The 24,419-nt window shown below is 64.9% G+C and carries 21 protein-coding genes and 1 tRNA gene; 12 read left to right on the top strand and 10 right to left on the bottom strand.

Annotation, left to right across the window (positions count from 1 at the left end; translation table 11 throughout):
* Window positions 1–29: 29 nt before the first annotated feature.
* Genes AC3WJE_RS12915 through coaE form a run of 3 tightly spaced genes read left to right on the top strand, consistent with a single transcriptional unit; the run spans window position 30 to window position 2,794 of the window.
* Complete coding sequence (locus AC3WJE_RS12915; protein WP_493731212.1) at window positions 30–1,289, top strand: type II secretion system F family protein; 1,260 nt, start codon at window positions 30–32, stop codon at window positions 1,287–1,289.
* An 8-nt stretch (window positions 1,290–1,297) separates the two neighbouring features.
* The gene (locus tag AC3WJE_RS12910; RefSeq protein ID WP_493731211.1) at window positions 1,298–2,161 is read left to right on the top strand and encodes a prepilin peptidase; all 864 of its coding nucleotides are present in this window, start codon (window positions 1,298–1,300) and stop codon (window positions 2,159–2,161) included.
* 12 nt (window positions 2,162–2,173) lie between these two features.
* Window positions 2,174–2,794 carry a dephospho-CoA kinase gene (gene coaE / locus AC3WJE_RS12905; protein ID WP_493731210.1) on the top strand — a complete coding sequence of 207 codons (621 nt, stop codon included), beginning with the start codon at window positions 2,174–2,176 and terminating at the stop codon, window positions 2,792–2,794.
* A 232-nt stretch (window positions 2,795–3,026) separates the two neighbouring features.
* On the opposite strand, the gene AC3WJE_RS12900 is transcribed toward coaE, so the two are convergent.
* The 6 genes from AC3WJE_RS12900 to AC3WJE_RS12875 form a co-directional block, all read right to left on the bottom strand.
* Entirely contained in the window at window positions 3,027–4,418 is a 1,392-nt protein-coding gene (locus AC3WJE_RS12900; RefSeq protein WP_493731209.1) for a sensor histidine kinase, read from the bottom strand.
* Window positions 4,381–5,058, bottom strand: a complete 678-nt coding sequence (locus AC3WJE_RS12895) for a response regulator transcription factor (protein WP_493731208.1) — start codon at window positions 5,056–5,058, stop codon at window positions 4,381–4,383. The genes AC3WJE_RS12900 and AC3WJE_RS12895 overlap by 38 nt, the downstream gene beginning before the upstream one ends.
* 17 nt (window positions 5,059–5,075) lie before the next feature.
* On the bottom strand, window positions 5,076–5,570 hold the full coding sequence (locus AC3WJE_RS12890; protein ID WP_493731207.1) for a hypothetical protein: 495 nt from the start codon (window positions 5,568–5,570) through the stop codon (window positions 5,076–5,078).
* A 152-nt stretch (window positions 5,571–5,722) separates the two neighbouring features.
* Window positions 5,723–6,610 carry a 30S ribosomal protein S6--L-glutamate ligase gene (rimK, locus tag AC3WJE_RS12885; RefSeq protein ID WP_493731206.1) on the bottom strand — a complete coding sequence of 296 codons (888 nt, stop codon included), beginning with the start codon at window positions 6,608–6,610 and terminating at the stop codon, window positions 5,723–5,725.
* 81 nt (window positions 6,611–6,691) lie between these two features.
* Window positions 6,692–6,765, bottom strand: a tRNA-Gly gene (locus AC3WJE_RS12880).
* Window positions 6,766–6,992: 227 nt separating this feature from the next.
* On the bottom strand, window positions 6,993–8,813 hold the full coding sequence (locus AC3WJE_RS12875) for an autotransporter outer membrane beta-barrel domain-containing protein (RefSeq protein WP_493731205.1): 1,821 nt from the start codon (window positions 8,811–8,813) through the stop codon (window positions 6,993–6,995).
* Window positions 8,814–9,078: 265 nt separating this feature from the next.
* Here AC3WJE_RS12875 and AC3WJE_RS12870 point away from each other — a divergent pair, with 265 nt between their 5' ends.
* A complete protein-coding gene (locus AC3WJE_RS12870; protein ID WP_493731204.1) occupies window positions 9,079–9,201 on the top strand; it encodes a hypothetical protein in 123 nt (40 codons plus the stop codon).
* Here AC3WJE_RS12870 and AC3WJE_RS12865 read toward each other — a convergent pair.
* Window positions 9,198–10,667 (bottom strand): CehA/McbA family metallohydrolase, encoded by a 1,470-nt coding sequence (locus AC3WJE_RS12865; protein WP_493731203.1) that lies wholly within the window; start codon window positions 10,665–10,667, stop codon window positions 9,198–9,200. The two genes, AC3WJE_RS12870 and AC3WJE_RS12865, sit on opposite strands and share 4 nt — an antisense overlap.
* Window positions 10,668–10,678: 11 nt before the next feature.
* The gene (locus AC3WJE_RS12860; RefSeq protein ID WP_493731202.1) at window positions 10,679–13,129 is read right to left on the bottom strand and encodes a TonB-dependent receptor; all 2,451 of its coding nucleotides are present in this window, start codon (window positions 13,127–13,129) and stop codon (window positions 10,679–10,681) included.
* A 183-nt stretch (window positions 13,130–13,312) separates the two neighbouring features.
* Here AC3WJE_RS12860 and AC3WJE_RS12855 point away from each other — a divergent pair, with 183 nt between their 5' ends.
* The 3 genes from AC3WJE_RS12855 (at window position 13,313) to AC3WJE_RS12845 (ending at window position 16,172) form a co-directional block, all read left to right on the top strand.
* The gene (locus tag AC3WJE_RS12855; protein WP_493731201.1) at window positions 13,313–13,483 is read left to right on the top strand and encodes a hypothetical protein; all 171 of its coding nucleotides are present in this window, start codon (window positions 13,313–13,315) and stop codon (window positions 13,481–13,483) included.
* Window positions 13,480–14,238, top strand: a complete 759-nt coding sequence (gene trmB / locus AC3WJE_RS12850) for a tRNA (guanosine(46)-N7)-methyltransferase TrmB (RefSeq protein ID WP_493731200.1) — start codon at window positions 13,480–13,482, stop codon at window positions 14,236–14,238. The genes AC3WJE_RS12855 and trmB overlap by 4 nt, the downstream gene beginning before the upstream one ends.
* Before the next feature lie 71 nt (window positions 14,239–14,309).
* A complete protein-coding gene (locus AC3WJE_RS12845) occupies window positions 14,310–16,172 on the top strand; it encodes an SLC13 family permease (protein WP_493731199.1) in 1,863 nt (620 codons plus the stop codon).
* Between the two features lie 9 nt (window positions 16,173–16,181).
* On the opposite strand, the gene AC3WJE_RS12840 is transcribed toward AC3WJE_RS12845, so the two are convergent.
* On the bottom strand, window positions 16,182–16,526 hold the full coding sequence (locus tag AC3WJE_RS12840; protein ID WP_493731198.1) for a Rieske (2Fe-2S) protein: 345 nt from the start codon (window positions 16,524–16,526) through the stop codon (window positions 16,182–16,184).
* Window positions 16,527–16,708: 182 nt separating this feature from the next.
* Here AC3WJE_RS12840 and AC3WJE_RS12835 point away from each other — a divergent pair, with 182 nt between their 5' ends.
* The 5 genes from AC3WJE_RS12835 to AC3WJE_RS12815 all read left to right on the top strand — a co-directional run bounded on the left by AC3WJE_RS12835 (window position 16,709) and on the right by AC3WJE_RS12815 (window position 21,169).
* On the top strand, window positions 16,709–16,990 hold the full coding sequence (locus tag AC3WJE_RS12835; protein ID WP_493731197.1) for a hypothetical protein: 282 nt from the start codon (window positions 16,709–16,711) through the stop codon (window positions 16,988–16,990).
* 68 nt (window positions 16,991–17,058) lie between these two features.
* Window positions 17,059–17,772, top strand: coding sequence for a fumarylacetoacetate hydrolase family protein (locus AC3WJE_RS12830; protein WP_493731196.1), 714 nt, complete (start codon window positions 17,059–17,061; stop codon window positions 17,770–17,772).
* A gap of 61 nt (window positions 17,773–17,833) precedes the next feature.
* On the top strand, window positions 17,834–18,247 hold the full coding sequence (mscL, locus tag AC3WJE_RS12825) for a large-conductance mechanosensitive channel protein MscL (protein ID WP_493731195.1): 414 nt from the start codon (window positions 17,834–17,836) through the stop codon (window positions 18,245–18,247).
* A gap of 401 nt (window positions 18,248–18,648) precedes the next feature.
* Entirely contained in the window at window positions 18,649–20,070 is a 1,422-nt protein-coding gene (locus AC3WJE_RS12820) for a M28 family peptidase (protein ID WP_493731194.1), read from the top strand.
* 82 nt (window positions 20,071–20,152) lie between these two features.
* Window positions 20,153–21,169: a LacI family DNA-binding transcriptional regulator gene (locus AC3WJE_RS12815; RefSeq protein ID WP_493731193.1), complete on the top strand. Its 1,017-nt coding sequence runs from the start codon at window positions 20,153–20,155 to the stop codon at window positions 21,167–21,169.
* Window positions 21,170–21,394: 225 nt separating this feature from the next.
* Here the strand turns inward: AC3WJE_RS12815 and AC3WJE_RS12810 are convergent, their stop codons facing one another.
* Window positions 21,395–24,331 carry a TonB-dependent receptor gene (locus AC3WJE_RS12810; RefSeq protein WP_493731192.1) on the bottom strand — a complete coding sequence of 979 codons (2,937 nt, stop codon included), beginning with the start codon at window positions 24,329–24,331 and terminating at the stop codon, window positions 21,395–21,397.
* Window positions 24,332–24,419: the final 88 nt, after the last annotated feature.

Genomic DNA, 24,419 nt, shown 5'->3' with positions numbered 1-24,419 from the left:
AGCCCGGGGAAGGCCGGAGGGGAGCATATATGTCTGCAAGCCGTGGTGCCATCAAGAGTCAGCCGGTGTCCCGCGACACCAATATGATGTCGCCGTTTGTCTGGGAGGGGACTGACAAGCGTGGCGTGAAAATGAAGGGAGAGCAGCCAGCCAGGAGCGCAAATCTGCTGCGTGCCGAACTACGCAAGCAAGGCATTACGCCCGGCGTTGTCAAGCCCAAACCCAAGCCATTATTTGGCGCGAGCGGCAGCAAGATCAGCCCGAAGGACATCGCTTTTTTCAGCCGCCAGATGGCTACGATGATGAAGTCAGGTGTCCCGATCGTGGGATCACTGGAAATCATCGGTAGCGGGCACAAGAATCCCCGCATGAAGAAGATGGTCGGCCAGATCCGTGCCGACATTGAGGGAGGCTCTTCTCTGTATGAGGCCATCAGCAAGCACCCTGTCCAGTTCGACGAGCTTTATCGCAACCTGGTCAAAGCAGGCGAAGGCGCAGGCGTACTGGAAACTGTGCTTGAGACCGTGGCTTCTTACAAAGAGAACATCGAAACACTAAAGGGCAAGATCAAGAAGGCCCTGTTCTACCCTGCCATGGTGATCGCGGTCGCCATGCTGGTCAGCTCGATCCTGTTGATCTGGGTTGTCCCGCAGTTCGAGGACGTGTTCAAGGGCTTCGGCGCCGAACTGCCAGCCTTCACTCAGCTCATTGTCGCCGCATCCCGCTTCATGGTGGCTTGGTGGTGGCTGCTGCTGCTGCTGCTGGCGGGTACCATCACCGGCTTCATCTTCGCCTACAAACGCTCTCCATCCATGCAACATGGCTTGGACCGTCTGATCCTGAAGTTTCCGGTAATCGGCCAGATCATGCACAACAGTGCCGTGGCACGATTTGCTCGAACCACGGCTGTGACGTTCCGCGCTGGCGTTCCCTTGGTCGAAGCACTAGGCATCGTAGCCGGCGCCACTGGCAACTCTGTCTACGAGCATGCTGTCCTACGCATGCGGGACGACGTCTCGGTTGGATACCCTGTCAACATGGCAATGAAGCAGGTAGGTCTATTCCCGCACATGGTGGTTCAGATGACCGCCATCGGTGAAGAAGCCGGCGCTTTAGATGCAATGCTCTTCAAGGTCGCGGAGTACTTCGAGCAGGAAGTCAACAACGCGGTGGACGCATTGAGCAGCCTGATCGAGCCACTGGTCATGGTATTCATTGGTACCATCGTCGGCGGCATGGTCATCGGTATGTACCTGCCGATCTTCAAGCTTGCCTCCGTCGTCGGATAAATAGTTAGATGGCATTTCTCGACCAGCATCCCGGCCTCGGCTTTCCCGCCGCGGCCGGGCTGGGACTGCTCTTGGGCAGTTTCCTCAATGTGGTGATCCTGCGCCTGCCGCGCCGTATGGAGTGGCAATGGAAGCGCGATGCGCGCGAGATCCTGGATGAGCCGGATATCTATGAGCCGCCGCCGCCCGGGATCGTGGTCGAGCCTTCGCATTGCCCACACTGCAAGCATCGCCTGAGCTGGTACGAGAACATTCCTCTGGTCAGCTGGGTGATCCAGGGCGGCAAGTGCCGGCATTGCCATGCGCCGATCTCGATCCAGTACCCGCTGGTTGAACTGCTGACCTCGCTGCTGGTGGTTGCCAGCGTGTGGCGCTTCGGCTTCGGCTGGCAGGGGTTCGGGGCGATTGTCTTCAGCTGTTTCCTGGTCGCGCTTTCCGGTATCGACCTGCGTACCCGGTTGCTGCCTGATCAACTGACCTTGCCATTGATGTGGCTCGGTCTGGTCGGATCGATGGACAACCTGTACATGCACGCCAAGCCCGCGCTGTTGGGCGCGGCGGTCGGCTATGTGTCGCTGTGGATGGTCTGGTGGCTGTTCAAGCAGCTCACCGGCAAGGAAGGCATGGGGCATGGCGATTTCAAGCTGTTGGCGGCGCTGGGGGCCTGGTGCGGGCTCAAGGGCATCCTGCCGATCATCCTGATTTCTTCGCTGGTTGGCGCAGTGCTTGGCTCGATCTGGCTGGCATCCAAGGGCCGCGATCGCGCCACGCCGATCCCGTTCGGGCCGTATCTGGCGATTGCCGGCTGGATCGTGTTCTTCTGGGGTGATCTGATCGTCGGCCGTTATCTGCGGCTTGCCGGGCTGGCCTGACCTGCGGTTTCCATGAGCGACTTTATCGTCGGGCTCACGGGGGGGATCGCGTCAGGCAAGAGCGAGGTCGGACGTCGTTTCGAAGCGTACGGTGCCACGGTGGTGGATGCCGATGTAATAGCCCGCGAAGTCGTCGAACCCGGCCCTGTGCTGTCCCGGATCGCAGAGCGTTTCGGCGCCAGCATCCTGCAGGCCGATGGCCGCCTGGACCGACGTGCTCTGCGCGAGCTGGTATTCGCCGATCAGGCACTGCGCCGCGAACTGGAAGCAATCACCCATCCGGAAATCCGGATGCGCCTGCGGCAGGCCTGCCAGGCCGCCCCCGGCCCCTATGTCATCGCCGCGATTCCGCTGCTGACCGAAGCAGGTGGACGCATCGGCTATCCCTGGCTGGATCGCATCCTGCTCGTCGATGCGCCGGTGGCACTGCAACGTGAGCGACTGATGCTCCGGGACGGCATCGATGACACACTCGCCGAACGCATGATCAGCGCCCAGGCCAGCCGCGAACAGCGCCTCACCTTGGCCGATGAGGTGATCGTCAACGACGGGAACCCCGACGAGCTTGAACGGCACGTCGCTGCGCTGGACCGTCATTATCGGGAACTGGCACAGCTGAAGGGCCTGCAATAAGGCCATCCGCATCCCGCGCGCCTCACTCTAGCCAGAGCGTCTTTGCTTCGGGTGTTTACAGATCCACGTCAACCGCAGGAGCGGCTTCAGCCGCGATGAGGCTTTACCGAGAAAGCCACATCGCGGCTGAAGCCGCTCCTACGATTCATGGCATCCGTGATGACGTGAGCCAAAAATTCCAGGTGGCGGATGTCGCGGGGAATGAAACACGCCGCCTCGCCAAGCTCCTTTCCTACGACGAAGCCGCGACGCGGGCCTCCCCGAAGCCCAAAACCGCCACCACACCGCGCTCCTTGCCGGGCCGCACGCTCACCTGCCAGCCGTACAGGTCGCAGAGCCGGCTGACGATCGACAGGCCAATGCCGCCGCCCTGGGAATGCCCGGCATAGGTGCCGCGGTAACCACGCTGGAACAGCTTGGCCGCATCCTCCTCGCTCAGGCCGGGGCCCGAGTCGATCACCTCGACCGCATCCGATGACACGTGCACGCAGACCTGGCCCTCCTGCGTGTATTTCACCGCATTGCCGATCAGGTTGCCCAGCGCGACCGACAACGCCGATTCCGGCGCATCGATCACCAGGCCGCGCTCGCCTTCCAGCACCAGCTCCAACGGTTTGCCGCCGAGCTGGGCACGATGGGATTCAAGGAGTTGCTCGGCCACCTTGGCGACGTTGCTATTGCCCTGCCCTCGCTCGTTGCGCGACAGCAACAGCAGCGCGCCGATCAAGTCGCTGCACTGCTGCTCGGCGCGCTGGATGCGCTGCAACCGCTGCAGCACTTTGGTATCGAGATTCGGTCGCGTCAGCAGCAGTTCGGTCGCGCCTCGAATGACCGCAAGCGGCGTGCGCAATTCGTGGCTGACGTCGGCGTTGAACTCGCGGTCGCGCTGCACCACTTCGGTCAGGCGGACCGAGTAGTCGTCCAGCGCCTCGGCCAGCTGGCCTACCTCGTCGTCGGGGAAGAGCGGCGCCAACAGCTTTGGCTCGCTGGTACCACCGCGATAGGCCCGCAGACGCGCGGCGAGATCCGAGACGGGGCGCATCACCTTCGATGCCGACCACCATCCGATCAGCAGTGACAGGCCACTGAACAGCATCACCGATACATACAGCGCGCGCTTGAGCTGCTGTTCGCCCTTGATGCTCTGGGTGACGTCGTAGGCGAAGAAGAACCACTCGTTCGGCGTCTTGCGCACCGCCAGTTTGTAGGCGAACGGCTTGCCCTTCTCGTCCACGCCGGAAATGCTGTGGATGCCGTTCGGCAGTTCGTACCAGTCCGGCTCCTCGCGGCGCAGTTCGTCGAACTTGTCGCTCTTCACCACCCGCGCAATCATCTGCTGCACCGGCATGTCCGGGCTGCGCGACGGATCCAGATAGAACCGCCGCGCGTACTCGTCGATGTTCTTGTTCATCACGTCTTCGACGAGCTGGCTTTCCACGCGCTGTCGCGCGTAGTCGGTCAGATAGGCGAACAACGCCGTCAGGCCGGTGCCCAGCAGGACGAAGGACAGGATGATGCGGCTGCGCAGCCGCCGCCGGTAGCGCCCGCGACGACGCTCGGGCGCACCGGCTGAAGAAGCACCGCCCTCAGGCATCGGGCGCGGCGATGCGATAGCCGATGCCATGCCGGGTCTGGATCAGCGGCACGTCGAACGGCTTGTCCACTACCGCGCGCAGGCCATGGATGTGCACCCGCAAGGAATCCGAATCCGGCAACTCCTCGCCCCACACCCGGGTCTCGAGCTCCTGGCGCGTCACCACAGCGGGTGCGGCCTCCATCAACGCCTGCAGGATCTTCAGCGCGGTCGGATTGAGCTGCAGCAGCTTGCCGCGGCGGCGCACTTCCAGCGTGTCCAGGTTGTACTCCAGATCGCCGGTCTCCAGCACCCGTGTGTGCACGCCCTTGCCACGACGCGCCAGCGCGTTGAGGCGTACCTCGACTTCCTGCAACGCGAACGGCTTGATCAGGTAGTCGTCCGCACCCGAGTCGAACCCGGCCAGCTTGTTGTCCAACGAGTCACGCGCGGTGAGCATCAGCACCGGAGTCTGCTTGCGCGCCTCGTTGCGCAGCTTGCGGCAGACCTCGATGCCATCCATGCCCGGCAGGTTGAGGTCGAGCACGATGGCATCGAATTCATGCACCACTGCCAGATGCAACCCGGTCACACCGTCTGCGGCGAAGTCCACGGTATGTCCGCGGTCCTCCAGGTAGTCACCCAGATTGGCCGCGATGTCGCTGTTGTCTTCGATTACCAGAATTCGCACTTGAGCCTCGAAATTAATTAGTTCCCGACCCGCGGGTCGTACTGCAGAGTTCGCTGCGATAGGTCGCGTATCGCCCTCTCGCCTTGCTCCTTCATACGTCTACGCTCGGCGACCGTCATGCAGTTGGAGGTAAGTCGGTTGGATCCCGTCGCACGCTCGCGCTTGCACACAAGCCGACTATCATCCTTAGCCTTGGTGAGAATAGTGTTAATGACCTCCTGATCGTTAAAGGCATCGGCCTGTTCCCTCTCAGGAATGCGCGAGACGGTACCACCTCGTTCGAGCTTAGCCGTAATCCTTCCAAGAGCCTCCCTGACCTGACTACGCTGCTCTGGAGCAATTTCCGAATAGGTCGTGCCATCTATAAGCTGCTCTTGAATCAGCTTGATCTGAGACTCAACCTCTGGGGCCGATTTGTGCAGATCGAGCGGCACCTGGGAAGTGGCGGCCATGGCCAGGGACGAACCCAGCACCCCCAAAGAGAACAAAAAGAGAGAAGAAATCCGAAGCATAAGTGAGTCCATTCCTATGACTGAGTGTCCCTGAACTCTATCCAAAGGCAATGAGGGCATCAACGAGCACTGCCCGATTCGACGCAGGCACTTGAAAGACCCGGCCTCTGCAGGAGCCCCCCCGACCTGAGTGGACCCAACAGTTTCCCAGGCTATCGACGACCGAGCCGGACCTGAGATTCGACATAGGCTATGACATCAGTAGCGATATCCGACATGGATACCGCCTCAATCCCCTCCAGCCCCGGCGTCGAATTCACCTCCAGCACCAGCGGGCCGCGCGAGGAACGGATCAGGTCCACGCCAGCCACCGACAGCCCCAGCGCACGCGCCGAGCGCACTGCCACGTCCTGCTCTTCCTCGCTGGCGATTGCGCGCTCGGCGGTACCGCCGAGGTGCAGGTTGGCGCGAAAGTCACCTTCGGCTGCCTGGCGGCGCATCGCGGCCACTACGCGGTCGCCGACCACGAAGCAGCGCAGGTCGCGACCTTCGGCCTCGCCGATGAACTCCTGGACCAGGAAGTTGGCATACAGGCCACGCAGCGCCTCGATCACGCCCTTCGAGGCGCTGGCCTTCTCGGTCAGGATCACCCCGGTGCCCTGCGCGCCTTCGTTGAGCTTTATCACGTGCGGTGGCGGGCCCAGCATCGACAGCAGGTCCCGGGTGTCGTCGGGGTTGTCGCCGAACACGGTGACCGGCATGTCGATGCCTTGCGCGGCCAGCAGCTGGTGGGCGCGCAGCTTGTCGCGGGCACGCAGGATCGCGTCGGACGGGTTGGGGGTGTAGGTCCCCATCAACTCGAACTGGCGCAGCACCGCGGTCCCATAACGCGTCACCGAGGCGCCGATGCGCGGGATCACCGCATCGCAGCCGTTGATCGGGCGGCCCTTGTAATGCAGCGAGAAGCCGTCGGCGGCGATGCGCATGTAGCAGCGCAGCGGATCGAGCACACGTACGGTATGCCCGCGCGCGCGCGCGGCTTCCACCAGCCGGCGGGTGGAATAGAGCTTGCTGTTGCGGGAGAGGATGGCGAGCTTCATCGCGAGACCGCGCGGAGCAGCCTGGTGCATCTTGCCCGGGCCGGATGGCGGCTGCCTCAGGACCATGCGGGGCCTGGAAGATGGAGCGGGTGAAGGGAATCGAACCCTCGTCAGTAGCTTGGGAAGCTACAGCTCTACCATTGAGCTACACCCGCGCGGCGTGGCGGCAAGTCTAGCATTTTCGCTTCAGCTGTTTACAGGTTCCTGCTGATTGTAGGAGCGGCTTCAGCGGCGATGTGGCGTTACCGGTGTAAAGCTCCGTCGCGGCTGAAGCCGCTCCTGCAGTTCCTGATGTTCGTCATCAATGGGGCGTGAAACACCGCCAGATGCAACGAGGGGCCGGCGAACCAGCCCCTCGTCATCTTGCGCTTTTACCGATGACTCAGAAGCTGCCGCCGAAGTTGACGAACAGCGTGACGTCGCTCGCCTGCTTCTGCGCGGTGGTGCTGGTCACGCCGAAGTTGCTCTGCAGCCCCATCACGTCGGTGCGTGCGCCCAGCACCACGCTGGCGTAGTTGCGATCCAGGTTCAGGCCCGGCACGTAGTAGGTGCCGACGTCCGGCATGGTCTGCAACCAGGCCGTGGCTTCCTTCGGATCCTCGAACTCGTGGTCGTAGGTGACCTGCAGGTACGGCTTGATCGCCGCGCCATCCAGGCGTACCTGCCAGCCCACGCGACCGACCAGCGAGTCGATGTCCTGATCGCCGTAGCCGAGCGCGCTGGAGCTGTAGTTGCTCTCGGTGTAGCCATCGAGCTTGGTCTTCTGCCAGGTCAGGCCGACCACCGGCCCGTGCTTCACCGAGCCCTGGCCCAGTTCGTAGCCGGCGTTGATCGCCGCGGTCAGGTTGCTGCCGTCCGGTGAGCCGCTGTGGACGCGGGTGGCGGCGCCGAGCTGGACCTTGCGATCCACGTCGTAGCCCAGCCAGGTATAGCTGACCTGCGCGTTGACCCAGACCGGGCCGGTATACCAGCCGAAGAAGCCACCGAGGGTGGTGTCGGTCTGCTTGAAGCTGCCCTTGCTGTTGCCGAAATCGGCATCCAGGCTGCCATAGCCGGCAAAACCGCCGAATACCAGGTCGCCGCGGTTCCAGTCCACGCCGAACAGGCCGGCCGGTGCGGTGCCGTCGTACAGGTCGGCATGGTCGTAGCGCTGGGTATCGCCGCGGACGCTGCCCCACCAGCGCAGGCCGTCGGATTCCGGCTTGCCGTCGATGTGCCAGGCCACCTGGTCGGCACGGGCACGACCGGTCACCTGCGCCGAATGCGTCAGCACCTGCTGCAGGCGCGGCGCTTCCAGGATCGACAGTGCGTACTCGCCCAGCACCTGATGGGTGGCGGTGCTCGGATGCACGCCGTCGGCGAAGACATAGGTCGTAGCGGCGTTGGCGCTGACCAGACTGGTCGGGTTGCAGGTCAACGACGAGGACACGGTGCAAGCCGGACTGGTCGCATTGGTGAAACCGTAGAGCGACGGGTTGGCGACCACTTCCTGCAGCAGGTGGAAGGTATCCACCGGGATCACGCGCAGGCCGGCGCTCTTCAGCCCGGAGAACAACGCGTTGTTGTAGGCGCTGGCCAGCGCGGTGGCCTGGGCGCTGGTGGTCGCGCTGCCGTTGAAGCTGGGTGTCAGGCCGACGTCCGGGAGGGTCGGCACCATGACATAGCGTGCCCCGGCGCTCTCCAGCGTGGCGACGATGCCGACCTGGGTGGTCACGGCGCTGCCGATGATGGTCTGCGCCTGGGCCGGTGCCGCAGCTGCGGCGAACAGATCGTTGGCACCGCCCCACACCGTATAGAGGGCATTGGGATTGGCCTTGCCGCCGTTGCTGGTCAGATAGGTGCTGACCTGGGTTGCCAGCGACGGCACTGCGACGCCGCCGAGTTGGGCATTGGTCGAATCCACGCCCACCCGTGCACCGCCGACCGCGTAGTTGTCGCCGGTCTGGCCGTTGCCATTGGCCGAAGCGTTGGTGCCGTAGTAGTCGGCGACGTACTCGGCCCAGGTCCAGCCCGGGTTGGTGGTGAAGCGGCCGGTCACGGCCTGCACCGAGGCCGGCAGCAGCGGACGGTAGTAGCCGCTGTCGGTCAGGCTGTCGCCGAAGAAGACGGTCTGGTTGAAGGCCGAGTCGGCCATGGCCGGGGCTGCGGCCAGAGCGATGGCGACGGCCATCAGGGAGCGGATCTGACGGATCGATGAAGCCATGAGGAAACCTCTGGAGGTCGAGATGTTGCAGCGGGCGGCAGTCCACGTACGGTGCCGAATGGACAAATCCTTCCACCAACCTTGCCGGCACTCACGCTGCAGTGCCGCATGAAAGCAAAAACGCGCGCCTTTCGGCACGCATCCGGCAATGATGTCACGAACGCACATGGCATGGCGCAGCCGCCAAATGCGGAGGCACAGCGACCTGGAACGTGCCATCCATTCCCGGACAGATCGCGCCGTTCCTGCGCGTCTTCGAGGGCCGATGGCCGCAAATCGCGTGGAAATCAACGATGAGATCGCACCGCGCGGCCTGCATCACCGCGTACGCGCCACGGAAAGCCGTGCGATGGAAATCGCGCACGGCCGCCGGCCGAAGTCGACTTAATTGAGGTAGATCGGATTACCCAGCAACAGCAGGTGCCCGTCGCGATCACGGACCTCGGCACGCAGCCAGTGCCGCGCGCCATCGCTGGTCCAGGCCCCATCGCGGCGCGCGCGCGCCGGGCTATCCAACGGTGCCGCCCATGCCGGCAACGGCTGGCCATCGAGCCGCAGCACGAGGTGCGAACCGGCTGGCGCCATCACGTCCACAGCGATCCGGACCTGGCTGCCCGCGGGCGCGACCAGTTGTGCGCCCATCGCCACCTGCCGCCCACCGGCCTCGGCGCTCAGGTCGAGCAGCCGGTCGCGACTGCCCTCCACATCGACGAACACACGGCCGGCACGGATGCCGTCCAGGATTTCGCGCTCGCTCAAGCCGGTGGCATAGACGACCGTGGTCGGCACGCCGATCCGACTGCGTCCGTGCACGCCGGCACGCAGCGTGCCGTCGTGGTTGTCGCTGCCGCCGATCGCGGTCACGTGCTCGCCAGCAGCCAGCAGTGACTCCCAATAAGGAATGCCCGAGGTCGGCGTGTCGGCGTCGAGACCGTTGACCGCCTCCACCGCCGCCAGGCTGCCCGGCGGAAGCGGAGCAGCAGGCTTCCATCCACAGCCCATGCAGCTTTCGTCGGAAGGATTGCCGGGATGATTGGCCGACAGCAGCAGCCCGCGATGCTTGGCCTCGCGAGCGATCGCCGCCCAATCGGTGGTGTCGCCGACGCGGAAATCCAGCGGCGCGCGCAGGCCGAACACGTTGCCGTGGCCCTGGAAGGTGGTGATCTCCATGCCCGGGATCAACAACATGCGATCGAAGTACGGCTGCGCTGCGGCCAGTTCCTGCACGTGCGAGATCGTGTTGTGGTCGGTCACTGCGATGAAGTCCATGCCGGCCTCGGCCGCGGCCTGCAGGGTCAGGAACAACGGACAGGGAGCGCGCGCGCCGGATTGCGCGGCGCAGCTGCCGTCGCTGTGCCCGCTGTGCATGTGCAGATCGCCGCGATACCAGCGCGCGGAGCTATCCAGTCGTGGCTGCTGCGAGGCCGGCAGGTGGTCGGCCTGCGCAACCGGCGTGAGTTCGATGCGGGCGCGATAAGGCGCACGCGTGCCGGCACGCAGGTGCGGCACGCCCAACAGCAACTGCCAACGGCCCGGCTCGATCGGTCCGGGCAGGTATGACGGCGTGGCGTCGCTGGCGGACACGGTGAAGCTGCGCTTGTTGCCACCGCTCCAGCCACGCAACCCGGCCGGCCCCTGCAAGCCGAGATCGACCACCGCGGCACGCCCTTGATCCTCATAGCTGAAGTCCACGCTGATCCGCGCGATACCGGCCGGCACCTCGAACAGCACCGGCACGTAGTGCTGGCGATCGTGGTCATCGAGCGTCCCCTCGATGACCATGACCTGCTGCGCGGATGCCCCCAGTGGCCACAGCAGCAGCCACAGCCATGCACTCCACTTCGCGATGCGCATGCCCATCGCCGTCAGAACCTGTACATCAGGGCGAGGCGGTAGTTGCGTCCGAGCAACGGCCGCGCGATGAAGGTGTTGGCACCGCGATCGGCGCTGGCCAGTTCGCCGGCGCGCGGATTGCCTTCGGTCAGGCCGAGCGAGTTGGTGAGGTTGTCGACATAGCCGTACAGCGACAGGCGCTCGTTGACCTCGTAGCGTGCGCTGAGGTTGATCGCGTCATAGGACGGCAAGCGCACCGAGTTGGCGGTATCCACGTAGCGCGCGCCCTCGTATTCCCAGGCAGCCTGCAGCCGCAACCGGCCCTGCAGCAGATTCACGCCGGGCACTACGCGCACGCTGATCTTGGGTACGCGGATCAGCTGGTTGCCGTCGTAGTCGTTGAGCGTACCGGTCTTGTCCATATAGGTCAGGCCGCGATACTGCGGATCCTGCAGGGTCACCGTGGTGCTGACATCGAACCAGTCGACCGGGCGCAGCGCGCCCTCCAGTTCCAGACCGAAGGTACGCGTGCTGGCGAACTGCGGCTCCTCCACCGTCGCGCCATCGGCATTGAACACGTAGTTGCTGAAGGAGACGTTGTCGTACTTCGTCCAGAACAACGTGGCGAACACATCCAGCAACGGCTGCGAGTACTTGTAGCCGATCTCGGCCAGATCCATGGTCTGCACGTAGGGTGTGGCACCGGCGTTGGTGATGTAGTTGCCCAGGCTCGGCAGACGGTTGCCGGAGGTATAGCGCGCGAACAGGCCCTGGCTGGCGCTGAACTGCCAGTTGGCGCCCACGGTCCAGGCCAGGCGGCTGAAGGTGTCGTCGTAATTCGCGTACACACCGTTGCCGGTGAGGATGTTGGCGGTGGCCGGCGTGCCCAGGTTGACGGTCTGCTTCTGCTCGACCCAACCATGGGTGTTCATGCGTTCCCAGCGCAGGCCGGCGTCGATGCGAAAGGCGTCGTCGATCTGCCACTCATCGGCCAGGTACAGCGCATGCGTGGTCTGCTTGCCTGATGCGTGCTCCCACTCGTAACCGTAGCGGGTGATGCCATTGTCGGTGAACTGCTTGAGCACGTTGCCGTCCTCATCCACCGCCACCAGGTCCAGCAGCCGCGCGTTGTCCTGCACATCGAGCAGGGCGACGGACGAATAGCGGTCGAAGTCCTCCTCGATATGCGCGTAGTAGTAGCCGAAGGTGACGTTGTGGCGCTGACTGCCGGCCTCGAATGCACGCGAGAACTGCAGATCGTTGGCCAGCTCGTTCACCGGCATGGTGACGCCGCGCAGGCCCGCGAGGATGATCAAGCCGTTGCCGTTCTGATTGGCGATGTCGTAGACCTGATTCGGCGAGGTCACGTAGCGCAGTTGCAGTGCGCTGGCGCCGGGTACCGAGGCCAGATCGGCGGCGCGACTGGCCAGGAAGCTGCTCGCGCTCTGCAGGGTGTTGGGATACACGCCGTTGCGCTGGGTCTCGGTGTCGCTGTAACGCAGATGATCATTGAGCTGCCAGCCGTCGCCCAGTTCGAACTGCGCCCCTACGCTGAACTGGGTGCGCTTGACCTGCGTACCGAGGGTGTTGTCGAAGTCATAGTCGCCGCCATCGCCAGTGATCATGTGCACGTGCGCCGTCTCCGGTCCGGCGACGGTGCCGTAGTTGCCGTCGAAACCCGGCACCGCGCGGATCTCGCCATCAGCGTCGGTGCGCATCGGGATGCCGGTGTAGAACGCGACCTTGTCGTCGAGCCGCTTCAGGTCGAAGCTGATGCGCCCGTTCTCCAGCTCACGTCCCAGGTTGAGCCGCACCTGGCCGCCCTGGTTGCCGGTGAAGCCGAGATCACGCACGCCGTCCTCGCTGCGATAGAAGCCACCGATGCCGAGCTTCCAGGCGCTGTCGGCCAGCGGTGTGCCGTACCAGAAATCGGTGCGGTACAGGTTGTCGCGGCCCACGGTCAGTTTGACCAGGCCCTCGGCATGGTCGCCGACCTGGCGCGGGATGAAGTTGATCGCGCCGGCCGGGGCATTGGAATAGAACACCGGGGATGGACCGCCGCGCACCACTTCGATGCGTTCGATGGTCTCGTCCAGCCGGAACGCCTGATCGGCGTTGAGGTAGCCCAGCGCCGGATCGTGCTGTACCGGCATGCCGTCTTCCAGCAACTGCACCGAACCGAAGCCGTCCACCGGTACGCCGCGTGCGCGGACGTTGCCACTGGCCTCGCCACCGGAGGCCTCGACCCAGAAGCCGGGCACCGACTTCAGCGCCTCGGTGACGCTGGTCGGCGCCTGCAGGCGCAGGCTCTCTTCCTCGATATTGGTGACCGAGTAGCTGGTCTCGGCCTTGGTACGCACGCCGGTGCCGGCACGGCCGGTGACGACGATGCTGTCCAGGTCCTGCACCTGGCTGCGGCCGGCAACCTCCTGAGCCGTGGCGAGGGCGGGTGTGAGCGCGGCCGACAGGGCAAGCCATGGCACACAGCGCAGCCTGCCCTGGCTGCGAAAGGGCGAAACAAGCATCGCGAAGTACCTCGAATGATGGAAACGGTGTCGCCATCCCCCTATGGCAACCCGACACGCATGCTCGCGCGCCAATGTTCCATTTCCATGACCCCGGCCCATCCGCTCCCTTGCATGGGCGTAAGAGGCCATAATCGGCACATGAACGTACTTATTGCCTCCGGCACACCGATCATCGCCGGCGGGTCCAAGGACCTGGAGCGGATCCTCGAAACCAACCCCCACCCGGCCGCCAACGGCCTCCAGGCAACGGCCAGCATCGGCCGCGACTCCGGCGGCAGCCTGTCTTGCGCAAAGGCAGGCTCAAGATGACCGATCCCTTCAACAGCAGCGGCGCCAAGGTGCCGGCCAAGCCCTTCACCATCACCGAAGGCCACCGCGCGGTACGCAGCTTCGTGCTGCGCCAGGGTCGCTTCACCCCGGCCCAGCAGCGTGCCTTCGACGAGCGTTGGCCGCGTTTCGGCGTGGACTACCTCGGCCAGCCGCGCGATCTGGATGCGCTGTTCGACCGCAACGCCCCCAAGGTGCTGGAGATCGGCTTCGGCAACGGCGCCGCGCTGCGCTTTGCCGCGCAGCACGATCCGTCCCGCGACTACATCGGCATCGAGGTGCATGCGCCCGGCGTGGGCCGGCTGCTCAACGAGCTGGCGGCCGACAACGCCGAACACGTGCGCCTGTACCACCACGACGCGGTCGAGGTGCTGCGCAATGAGATCGCCGACGGCGCACTCGACGAAGTGCGCATCTACTTCCCCGATCCCTGGCACAAGAAACGCCACAACAAGCGCCGCCTGGTCCAGCCGGAGTTCGCCGATCTGCTGGTACGCAAGCTGCGGCCGGGTGGCCGCCTGCACGCCGCCACAGATTGGCGGGACTACGCCGAGCAGATGTGGGACGTGCTGGATGCCACCCAGGGCCTGGTCAACCGCACCGGCCCACGCGGCCACGTGCCGCGACCGGAGTGGCGTCCGCAGACCCATTTCGAGACGCGCGGGCAGAAGCTGGGCCATGGCGTTTGGGATCTGCTTTATGACCGGGATTCGGGAGTGGAGATTCGGGATTCGTAAAAGCAACACCCCCTGCAACCGGTCACCCTGCTCCACGAATCCCCAATCCCGAATCTCGAATCCCGGCCCCAATGGATACCGCGCTGACGCTGACCAACGACATGAGGCTCGTACTCGGGCTGGTCGGTTTCACGATGGCGATGTTCCTGTTCGAGCGGATCCGCGCTGACGTAGTGGCGCTGATCGTGCTGGTGGTGCTCGGGGTGACCGGGTTGATCGCGCCGGAGGAAATCTTCGGCGGCTTCTCGGGCAACGCGGTGATGAGCATCATCGCCACCACCATCCTCGGCGCTGGACTGGAACGCACCGGCGCGTTGAACCGGCTGGCGTCGTGGCTGCTGCGGCGCTCGCACGGCAACGAGAACCGGCTGGTGATGCTGACGCTGGCGATCTCCGGCCTCAACTCCTCGTTCATGCAGAACCCGTCGGTGATGGCGCTGTACCTGCCGGTGGCTTCGCGCCTGGTCGCGCGCACCCGGCTGACGCTGCAGCGACTGCTGCTGCCGATCGCCTCGATGATCGTGATGGGCGGCGCGCTGACGATGGTCGGCAACTCGCCGTTGATCCTGCTCAACGACCTGCTGATGTCGGCCAACAACAACCTGCCCTCGGGCATGGCGACGATCGAGCCGCTGGGCATGTTCGCGCCACTGCCGGTCGGCGTGGCGCTGCTGGTCGCGGCGCTGCTGTATTTCCGCTTCTACGGCGATCGCAAGCTGATCGAGGAGGAGACGCTGGTCAACGACGGCGTCACCCCGGCGCGCACCGAGAGTTATTTCGCGCGTACCTATGGCATCGAGGGCGACGTGTTCGAGCTGGTGGTCAGCGCCGAGAGCCCGCTGGTCGGCATGGCGCTCGGCGAGGCCGAGGCGATGCACGACGCGCCCCTGCTGCTGGCACTGAAGACCGGCAACGACACCCGCCTGTCGCCGCCGGCGGACATGCGCATCTGGGTCGGCAGCGTGCTCGGCGTGATGGGCTCGCGCCAGGCCGTGGTCGATTTCGCGCAGAACCACTTCCTGCGCATGTCCTCGCGGCTGCGCAACCTGGGCGATCTGTTCAATCCGGCCCGCGCCGGCATCTCCGAGGCGGTGATCCCGCCGAACTCGCGCTTCATCGGCAAGAGCGCGGGCGACCTGCGGCTGCGCAAGCAACTCGGTCTCAGCCTGCTGGCGATCAACCGCGACAAGCAGGTGATCCGCGAGGACGTGCGCAAGGTGCCGCTGCGCGCCGGCGACATGCTGGTGCTGCACAGCATCTGGCAGGACCTCGCCCAGGCTGCCGACAGCCGCGACTTCGTGCCGGTCACCGACTATCCCAAGGGCGAGCAGCGTCCGCACAAATTCAAGATCGCCATGTCGATCTTCGCGCTGACCATCCTGATCGCGCTGACCTCCAAGTTGCCGGTGGCGCTGACACTGATGACCGGTGTGGCGTTCATGCTGGTCACCGGCGTGCTGCGCATGGACGAGGCCTATGCCTCGATCAACTGGAAGACTGTTTTCATGATGGCCGGGCTGATTCCGCTCGGCTGGGCGATGGACAGCAGCGGCACTGCGGCATGGGTGGCCGGGCATACCATCGACCGGCTGCCCGAAGGCATCCCGATCTGGGTGATCGAGGTCGCGCTGGCGTTGTTGACGACCGCATTCTCGCTGGTGATCAGTCATGTCGGCGCCACCATCGTGATGGTGCCGATCGCAGTGAACCTGGCATTGGCGGCCGGCGGCAATCCGACCGCGTTCGCGCTGATCGTGGCGTTGTCGGCATCCAACAACCTGATGACCGCGTCGAACCCGGTGATCTCGATGGTCACCGGTCCGGCCAACTACCAGCCGCGCGAACTGTGGCGCGTGGGCGGCCCGCTGTCGCTGATCTACGTATTGGTGATGGTGCCGATGATCAACCTGCTGTTCTGGTGGTCGGGGCGCTGAGCCACGCGCTCATCCAGCCAACACCACGTCCTCGCCGTCGATCCGCACATCGACCGATCGCAGTGCCTCCCCTCGACAGGGGCCGGAAACACAGATGCCCCCCTGCAGTTCGAATGCCGCGCCGTGCGCCGCACACACCAGTTGTCCCTCCCGGCTCTTGAGGAACTGTCCCGGTGCCCAGTCGAGCCGCCGCCCGGCATGCGGACAGACATTCAACCAGCCGCGCACCGTCGGGCCTTCGCGATACAGCAACAGCGATTCGGGACTGCCGTCGATCTCCGCTTCGACTTCGGCGAAGCCACCGTCGGGGATCTGGTCGCGCCGCGTAAGCAGCCGGGTGGTGGAAGCGGTCATCGGCGACAAACGGCGGCAAGAAAGAAGCGGCATTCTGTCACGGTCAGGCAACCCGACATCGCCTTGGGGCGCAAGCCTTCGAGCCGACGAGGGAAGCGACCGTTTAACGTTCTTTTCACGCAGTCACTTGCGACTGCAACGATACTCCCCGCCCAGCCCTTCCCGACAGGCGACTGTCTCCCATGCGCGCACGCTTTTTCAATTTCGGCACCGTCCGCCAGCTGTTCGAACCCCGCAAGCCGCGCCATCCGTTGATCCGGCTGGGTTTCGGTCTGCTCGGCTTGGCGATCCTGGCCGTGCTGGTGTTCCTGGGCGTACTCGTCGGGGCTGCGATGATCCTGGGTGGCCTGGCCTGGAAACTGTTCGGCAAGCCGGGCAAGCGCGCGACCGCAGCCAATCCCGGCAACGTCGTCGAAGGCGAGTATCACGTTGTCAGCAAGCCGGTGTTGCCGCTCTCGCGCTGATCCGGCCCCTGCAACGGCCTTATGCGCTCTTGTTAGACTCGCGCCTCACCGCAACTGAGGACGCCTGCATGAGCGATGTCATCCCTGCCCCCGAGCTTCCACGCATCCCTGTGGTGGGCGGCGGAACATTCCCGGTACATCGCATCTACTGCGTGGGCCGCAACTTTGCCGACCATGCGCGCGAGATGGGCGCGAGCGCGCCGGCCTCGAAGACCGAGCGCGGACAGCCGGTGTTCTTCATGAAGCCTGCCGATGCCATTGTCGTCGGCCATGGCGATGCGATCCCCTACCCGCCCGGCACCAACGAGCTGCACCACGAGGTCGAACTGGTGGTCGCGCTCGGCCAGGATGCGCCGACCGGCGTGTTGCCGGTCGAACAAGCCGAGACGCTGATCTACGGCTACGGCGTCGGCCTGGACCTGACCCGGCGTGATCTGCAGGCCGCCGCCAAGGCCAAGGGCCTGCCGTGGGATATCGCCAAGGGCTTCGATCATTCCGCACCGATCAGCGAACTGGTCCACGCCGGCGAAGTCGGTGAGCTGGGTGCGTTGAATCTTTCGCTGGAGGTCAACGGCGAAGTGCGTCAGCAATCGCTGCTGGACCAGATGATCTGGAACGTGCCGGAAATCCTGCACGAGCTGTCCAAGCTCTACGCGCTGAAGGCAGGCGATCTGGTGTTCATGGGCACGCCGGCCGGCGTGGCCGCGCTCAAGCCCGGTGATCGCTTCAGCGCCCGGCTCGAAAATGTCGCCGAACGTCACGGTGTCATCATCCCGGGGTGATCCGACCCGCGTTAGGATTGCGGCCGCGGCAGCGTGCCGTGACCTGATAAAGGAACGGATCATGGGAATGATGAGCGAGTTCAAAGAATTCGCGATGCGTGGCAACGTAATCGACCTGGCGGTCGGTGTGGTGATCGGTGCCGCATTCGGCAAGATCGTCAGCTCGCTGGTCGAGAAGGTGATCATGCCGCCGATCGGTATGCTGATCGGGGGGATCGACTTCTCCAAGCTGGCCTGGACCTTGAAGGCGGCAACCGTGGATGCCGCCGGCAAGGAAGTCCCGGCCGTGGTGATCGGCTACGGCGACTTCATCAACACGGTGGTGCAGTTCCTGATCGTCGCCTTCGCGATCTTCCTGGTGGTCAAGCTGATCAACAGGCTCAGCCGCAAGCAGGCCGCCGAGCCGGCCGCACCGCCGCCGCCCAGCGATGAAGTGCTGCTGCTGCGCGAGATCCGCGACTCACTCCGCAAGTGACCGCCGCCACGGGAGGATGACCTCCCGCACGGGGACGGAAGGCCACGCGCTGCTAAGCTCGTGGCCTTTCGTTTGTGCGAGTCCCTCGCAAGAGCCCGCACATCCATGTGCGGGGATTCAAAGATGCGAATCCCTCGCAGGAGCCTGCACATCCATGTGCGGGGATTTGAAGATGCGAGTCCCTTGCTGGAGACCGCGCAACCATGTGCAAGGGGACTTGGGTGCTGTTCGCGCTGGTGGGTGATCTTGTGGGAGGGACTTCAGTCCCGACGGGCCGTATCGGCAAAGCCTCGGGACTGAAGTCCCTCCCACAAGATCACCCGCCGCACCGAACAGCAAGACGAGTCCATCAGAGTTTGTCCACACCGAACGCGAACAGAACCCACTTCCCGGAGCCGACCATGCGTTACCTAGCTGTCGCCATTGCTGCCCTCCTCGCCACTTCGAGCGTGCTTGCCGCGCCGGTCACGCAGATTCCCGACAAGGCCCTGAGCACGGCAGCGCAGTTGCGCGAGCAGGCGCTGGCCGACGACACCGGCTGGAAGGTGGTCGAGTCGCTGACCACCGAGGTCGGCCCGCGCATCGCCGGTGGCGAGGCCGACGCGCGTGCGGTGGCCTGGGCCAAGGCGAAGTTCACGCAGCTCGGGTTCGACAAGGTCTGGACCGAGCCGGTGACCTTCCCGAAATGGGAACGGCGCAGCGAAGCTGCCGAAGTGCTCGGCGCGCATGCACAGCCGTTGCACATCACCGCGCTGGGTGGCAGCCCGGGCGGTACGGTCGAAGGTGAAGTCGTTCGCTTTGCCGATCTGGCCGCGCTGCAGGCGGCTCCGAAGGGTTCGCTGGAAGGCAAGATCGCGTTCGTCGATTACCAGATGGTCAAGGCGCGTGATGGCAAGGACTACGGCAATGGCGGCGCGATCCGCGGTCGTGCGCCGTCCGAGGCGATCCGCAAGGGCGCGATCGGCTTCGTGATGCGCTCGGCCGGCACCGACTCGCATCGCGTGCCGCATACCGGCATCACCCGTTTCGACGAGGGCCTGACGCCGGTGCCGGCAGCCGCGCTGGCGGCACCCGATGCCAACCAGCTGGCGCGCCTGCTCGAACGCGGCGCGACCCGCATCCGGCTGAGCCTGGATTGCGGCTGGAATGGCACGGCGACCTCGTACAACGTGATCGGTGAGATCACCGGGCGCGAGAAGCCGCAGGAGGTCGTGGTGATCGGCGGCCACCTGGATTCCTGGGATCTGGGCACCGGCGCGATCGACGACGGTGCCGGTGTCGGCATCACGATGGCGGCCGGCCATCTGATCGGCCAGCTCAAGCAGGCGCCGAAGCGCAGCATCCGCGTGGTCGCCTTCGCCAACGAGGAGCAGGGCCTGTACGGCGGCAAGGCCTACGCGGCCGCGCACGGCAAGGACGCGAAGGATCTGAAGCTGCACCAGATCGGCGCGGAGAGCGATTTCGGCGCTGGCCGCATCTACGGCTTCAACACCGGCTCGCCCGCGCCGGAAGGCTCACGCGAAGCGACCCGGCAGATTGCCGAGGTGCTCGCACCGCTGGGCATCGAGTACCTGCCGACCAAGGGCGGCCCCGGTCCGGACATCGGCCCGATCGCGGCCAAGGGTGGCGCCTGGGCGTGGCTGGCACAGGACGGGACCGACTACTTCGACCTGCACCACACCGCCGACGACACGCTCGACAAGATCGATCCGAAGGCGCTGGCGCAGAACGTCGCGGCCTACACCGTGTTCGCCTATCTGGCGGCCGAGGCCGATGGCGGATTCGGCAGCGAGGCCAAGCCGACCACGCCACCGAACGAGTAAGCTCGTTGCGCCGCATTCGCGCGGCGCAACGTCTGACGACTCCCAGATGGCGGGACAACAGCCACGTCGCAAAAGCGGCGCAGTGACCTTGCTGGATGTGGCACAGCACGCCGGCGTCTCGCCGATGACCGCCTCGCGGGTGATCAACCGTCACCCGCAGGTCGGCGAGGACATGCGGGTGCGGGTGGAAGCGTCGGTACGGGCGCTGGGCTACCGCCCCAACCTCGCCGGGCGCTCGCTGCGCACCGCGCAGCAGATCCGCATCGGGTTGCTTTACAGCAATCCCAGCGCCGCCTATCTCAATCAATTCATGCTTGGCGTGCTCGAACAGAGCAGCCTCGACGGGCATCAGGTGCTGGTCGAGAAGTGCGGCTCGCTGCGCAGCCAGCGCGCCGCGACCGAACGCCTGCTCGCCGCCGGCGTCGATGGCGTGATCCTGCCGCCGCCCCTGTGCGACTCACGCTCGACCATTGCGACGTTGGACGCGCGCGGCATTCCCGTGCTCGCCGTGGCCGGCGGTGCGCCGGTCGTCGAAGTCAGCGCGGTACGCATCGACGATTACCAGGGCGCACTGGCGATGACCCGCTACCTGCTCGAACTCGGTCATCGCCGGATCGGCTTCGTGCGCGGCGATCCGGCGCATGCGCCGAGCGCGCTGCGCGCGGACGGTTTCTTCGATGCGATGGCCGAGGCCGGATTGACAGTGGCGCCGGAAGACATCGCCGAAGGATTGTTCACCTACCGCTCCGGCCTGACCGCCGCGCAAGCGCTGCTCGCCCGTCCGCAGCGTCCGAGCGCCCTGTTCTGCAGCAACGACGACATGGCTGCCGCCGCATTGGCGGTGGCGCATGGACTGGGACTGCGGATTCCGGAAGACCTGTCGGTGGCCGGTTTCGACGACACGCCGGTGGCGACCACGGTATGGCCGGAGCTGACCACGATCCGTCAGCCGGTGACCGCGATGGGTCGCACGGCGGTGACCCAGTTGGTCGAGGATATCCGCCGGCATCGCCAGGGCGAGGCAGCCGCGCCGGTCCAGCACACGATGCGTTACACGTTGGTGCGGCGGGGTTCTACGGCGGTGCCGGGCGAGGCTTGAGGAGCTTTCGTGCAGGCGCATCGCCGGCCGGCATCGGAGTGTGGCTTTCTGTGGGAGCGACTTCAGTCGCGACTGAAGTCGCTCCCACAAATGCGCTCCCGCCAATAAAAAAATGGCCGCGCCGTGTCCCGCCGACGTGGCCGAATGGGAGGGTGTCCGGCTGGGCCGGACCTTGCCCCGCACGCGGTGAACCGGGACGTCCACCGCGCGGGTAAAAACGGTGGCTCAGAACCGCAGCCGCAGACCCGCGTAGTAGCGCCGCTCGAAGATGTTCTGGTCGAAGTACTGGTTGCTCCACTGCGCGTAGCGGCGTTCGCTCTCGCCAGTGAGGTTGGTGCCCTGCAGGTAGACCGTCAGGTACGGCTTGATGTCGTAGCTGATCGAGGCGTCCAGGTAACCGACCGCCTCGTTCCAGATCGCCAGCTCATCGCCCCACGCCGAGGTGTTCAACTGGCTGAAACGCTTGCTGCGCCAGTTGTAGGCCAGCCGCGCCTGCAGCTTGTCCTTCTGGTACCACAGCACCGCGTTGGCCTGGTGCTTGGAGTTGTCGCCGATCGGCAGGCTGTTGCCCTCGATGTCCTTGTTGTCGGTCTTGGCGTCGGAGTAGGTGTAGTTGAGGTTGGCGCCGAAGCCGTTGAGCCAGCCCGGCAGGAAATCGAAGGCCTGCTGATAGCCGACCTCGAAACCACGCACCTGCCCGCCGCCGCCGTTGACGATGCGCTCCACCGGGCCGCCCGCACGCACCACGCCGTCGGCGTCAGGCAGCAACTCGATCGAGGTGACCGTGGCCGGGAACGACTTCACGTCGATCAGGAACACGCCGGCGTTGAGCAGCGAGTTGTCGCCGAAGTACCACTCCCAGGAGGCGTTGTAGTTGTCGGCGCGGAACGGCTTCAGATCGGGATTGCCGGCGCGGCCGTTGAGGAACAGCACCGCATCCGCCGGCAGGTCCGGGTTGCGCGGTGGCGTGCCGTTGACCGCGTAGAACACCACCAGACCGCGCCCGAGATCCGGCAGATCCTGACGCGCGACTGCCTTGTTGTAGGCGAAGCGCAGCTTCTGCTCGGCGGTGATGTCCAGCGCCAGATTCGCGGTCGGCAACACGTCGGTGTACTCGTTGACGATGCGGTTGGTACCGATCGCCGGGTTCACGCCATTCCAGTCGACATTGCCGATGTAGACATCGCCACTCACTTGATACTGGTCGATCAACAACCGCGTCTGCGCGATGCGCACACCGAGGTTGCCGCTCCACGGCAGGCGCGTATCGCTGCCACCTTCGAAGTTGGCCATGAAATAGGCCGCGCTGTTCTTCTCCTTGACGTGATAGGAGTCGGACGCCATCTGATAGGCGACATTGCCCGGATACAGGCTGTTGAGATAAGCCACCGGATCCTTCATCACGTTCGGGTCGATCGCCGGCAGGCCGACGCTGCCCAGGCCATTGACCTTGATCGGATCGAAATCGTTGAAGTACTTCCAGTAACCGGGAATCGAGGAGAACGGCAGCAGCCGCGCCTCGGACACGCCTGAGCAGGTGTCGCTGATCAGCGGATCCTTGTAGTAGTACAGCGCGCGTTGCGGGTCGCTGCAGCTGCTGGAAACCGGTGAAAGATAGCGATAGGCGTCGTAGCGGAAATCGCGCTCGCCGTAGCGCAGGCCGAACTGGAACGAGCGCACCACGCCGTCATCGAAATCGAAGATGCCGTCGGCACGCAGCACGTCCATCGTCGCCTTGACCTTGTTGCCCTGCGCCCAGGTCGACATCAGCTGCCAGTTGTCCGGATTGGTCACGTCGGTGATCAGGTTCACCGCCGGATACTTGCCGCGGAAGTCGATGCTGGCATCGACGTTCTCAAGACCATTGGCATTGGCCCAGATGGTGCTGCCGTCGGCGCGGGTGATCTGGCTGCCGCGCGTGGCCACCGCATCGGCGCGCGCTTCGGTGTAGGTGCGTTCGGAACTGCCATGCACCCAGCGGAAGTTGGCGCGCAACGGGCCGCCATTGTCGAAGCGCAGTTCCAGATTGGTGTTGAGTGCGTGCGAATCGGCGACCGAGGCCATCGAGTGCGCCTGGAAGCGGTTGTAGCGGAATATTCCGTACTCCAGCACGCCGTTGGGATCGACGATCGAGCCGGGCTGTAGCTGATCGGTGGCCCAGCCGGTGTGCAGTTGCGCGGCCACCGAGGTGTCGTGATCCTCCAGCTTGGTGTACGCGGCATCGGCCAGCAGCGTCCAAGAATCGTTGATGTTGAACTGGAACGAGCCGTTGATGCCGGTGCGCTCGCGCTCGGTGGTGCGGTTTTCCAGCTCGGTGGCGACCCAGTTGTAGAAATAATCGCGCGGCAGGTTGGCAGGATCGGTATTGCTGCCGATCACGCCATCGCCGTTGAAATCGAAACCGACGTTGGCCTCGGTGGATTTCTGCGCACCGTTGGAGTACACGCTCGGATGCTTGTTTTCCAGCGTCGAGCGCGAGCGCGACACGCTGAGCAGACCGCCCCAGCGCTCGCTGCGATAGCTGGCCAGACCGGAGAACAGGTTGTTGTACTTCTCGACACGATCACCGTAGGAACCTTCGGCCTGCGCCGAGAACGTCCAGCCTTCTGGCAACTCGAACGGGCGCCGCGTCTTCAGCGATACCGTGCCGCTGATGCCGCCGTCCAGATCGGCTGCGGTCGACGACTTGATCACGTCCACACCGGAGAACAGCGTTGGCGGGATGTCGACGAAATCGGGCTGGCCGCGACCGAGATTGGGCTGACCGTACTGGTCACCACCGCCGGCGCTGAGGTACAGCTCGCCGTTCATGGTCATCTGCACCTGCGGCATGCCGCGGATGTTGAGCTGCGAGCCCTCGCCGGCCGAGCGCCGGATCTGCACGCCGGGCACGCGTTGCAGCGAATCGGTGATGGTGACGTCGGGCAGCTTGCCGATGTCCTCGGCCGAGATCGAATCGACGATCTGCGCGGCGGTGCGTTTGTTCTCGATGGCGGCGGCCTGTGCGGCGCGAACGCCGCGCACGATCACCTTGTCCAGTTCGGTAACCGATGCATCGGCGGAAGCCTGCTGCGCCATGGCATGTCCGGCGGACAGCAACAGAACGGCCAGCAACGCCGACGATAAAGTGGTGCGACGCGGGGGCGCGTAGGTCGTCTTCATGATCCCTCCCAGGAAAGTGGCAACACGAGCAATGAATGCAACGGTGGTGCGAGACGCGGCCGCCCCTGTACGGCCGGAATGGACCGAC

It is taken from the genome of Pseudomonas sp. GW821-FHT07E12, from assembly GCF_058986605.1.
The sequence above is the reverse complement of the archived record's forward strand: the minus strand, read 5'-3'. Positions and strand labels throughout refer to the sequence as shown.

Bases quoted from the DNA above. Each gene is read 5' to 3' on its own strand.
- mscL (WP_493731195.1), top strand. From the start codon at position 17,834: ATGGGAATGATGAGCGAGTTCAAAGAATTCGCGATGCGTGGCAACGTA.
- AC3WJE_RS12855 (WP_493731201.1), top strand. From the start codon at position 13,313: ATGAACGTACTTATTGCCTCCGGCACACCGATCATCGCCGGCGGGTCC.
- rimK (WP_493731206.1), bottom strand. From the start codon at position 6,610: ATGAAGCTCGCCATCCTCTCCCGCAACAGCAAGCTCTATTCCACCCGC.
- AC3WJE_RS12845 (WP_493731199.1), top strand. From the start codon at position 14,310: ATGGATACCGCGCTGACGCTGACCAACGACATGAGGCTCGTACTCGGG.
- AC3WJE_RS12900 (WP_493731209.1), bottom strand. From the start codon at position 4,418: ATGGCATCGGCTATCGCATCGCCGCGCCCGATGCCTGAGGGCGGTGCT.
- coaE (WP_493731210.1), top strand. From the start codon at position 2,174: ATGAGCGACTTTATCGTCGGGCTCACGGGGGGGATCGCGTCAGGCAAG.
- AC3WJE_RS12870 (WP_493731204.1), top strand. From the start codon at position 9,079: ATGGCCGCAAATCGCGTGGAAATCAACGATGAGATCGCACCGCGCGGC.
- trmB (WP_493731200.1), top strand. From the start codon at position 13,480: ATGACCGATCCCTTCAACAGCAGCGGCGCCAAGGTGCCGGCCAAGCCC.
- AC3WJE_RS12840 (WP_493731198.1), bottom strand. From the start codon at position 16,526: ATGACCGCTTCCACCACCCGGCTGCTTACGCGGCGCGACCAGATCCCC.
- AC3WJE_RS12915 (WP_493731212.1), top strand. From the start codon at position 30: ATGTCTGCAAGCCGTGGTGCCATCAAGAGTCAGCCGGTGTCCCGCGAC.
- AC3WJE_RS12890 (WP_493731207.1), bottom strand. From the start codon at position 5,570: ATGCTTCGGATTTCTTCTCTCTTTTTGTTCTCTTTGGGGGTGCTGGGT.
- AC3WJE_RS12830 (WP_493731196.1), top strand. From the start codon at position 17,059: ATGAGCGATGTCATCCCTGCCCCCGAGCTTCCACGCATCCCTGTGGTG.
- AC3WJE_RS12835 (WP_493731197.1), top strand. From the start codon at position 16,709: ATGCGCGCACGCTTTTTCAATTTCGGCACCGTCCGCCAGCTGTTCGAA.
- AC3WJE_RS12910 (WP_493731211.1), top strand. From the start codon at position 1,298: ATGGCATTTCTCGACCAGCATCCCGGCCTCGGCTTTCCCGCCGCGGCC.
- AC3WJE_RS12865 (WP_493731203.1), bottom strand. From the start codon at position 10,667: ATGCGCATCGCGAAGTGGAGTGCATGGCTGTGGCTGCTGCTGTGGCCA.
- AC3WJE_RS12875 (WP_493731205.1), bottom strand. From the start codon at position 8,813: ATGGCTTCATCGATCCGTCAGATCCGCTCCCTGATGGCCGTCGCCATC.
- AC3WJE_RS12810 (WP_493731192.1), bottom strand. From the start codon at position 24,331: ATGAAGACGACCTACGCGCCCCCGCGTCGCACCACTTTATCGTCGGCG.
- AC3WJE_RS12820 (WP_493731194.1), top strand. From the start codon at position 18,649: ATGCGTTACCTAGCTGTCGCCATTGCTGCCCTCCTCGCCACTTCGAGC.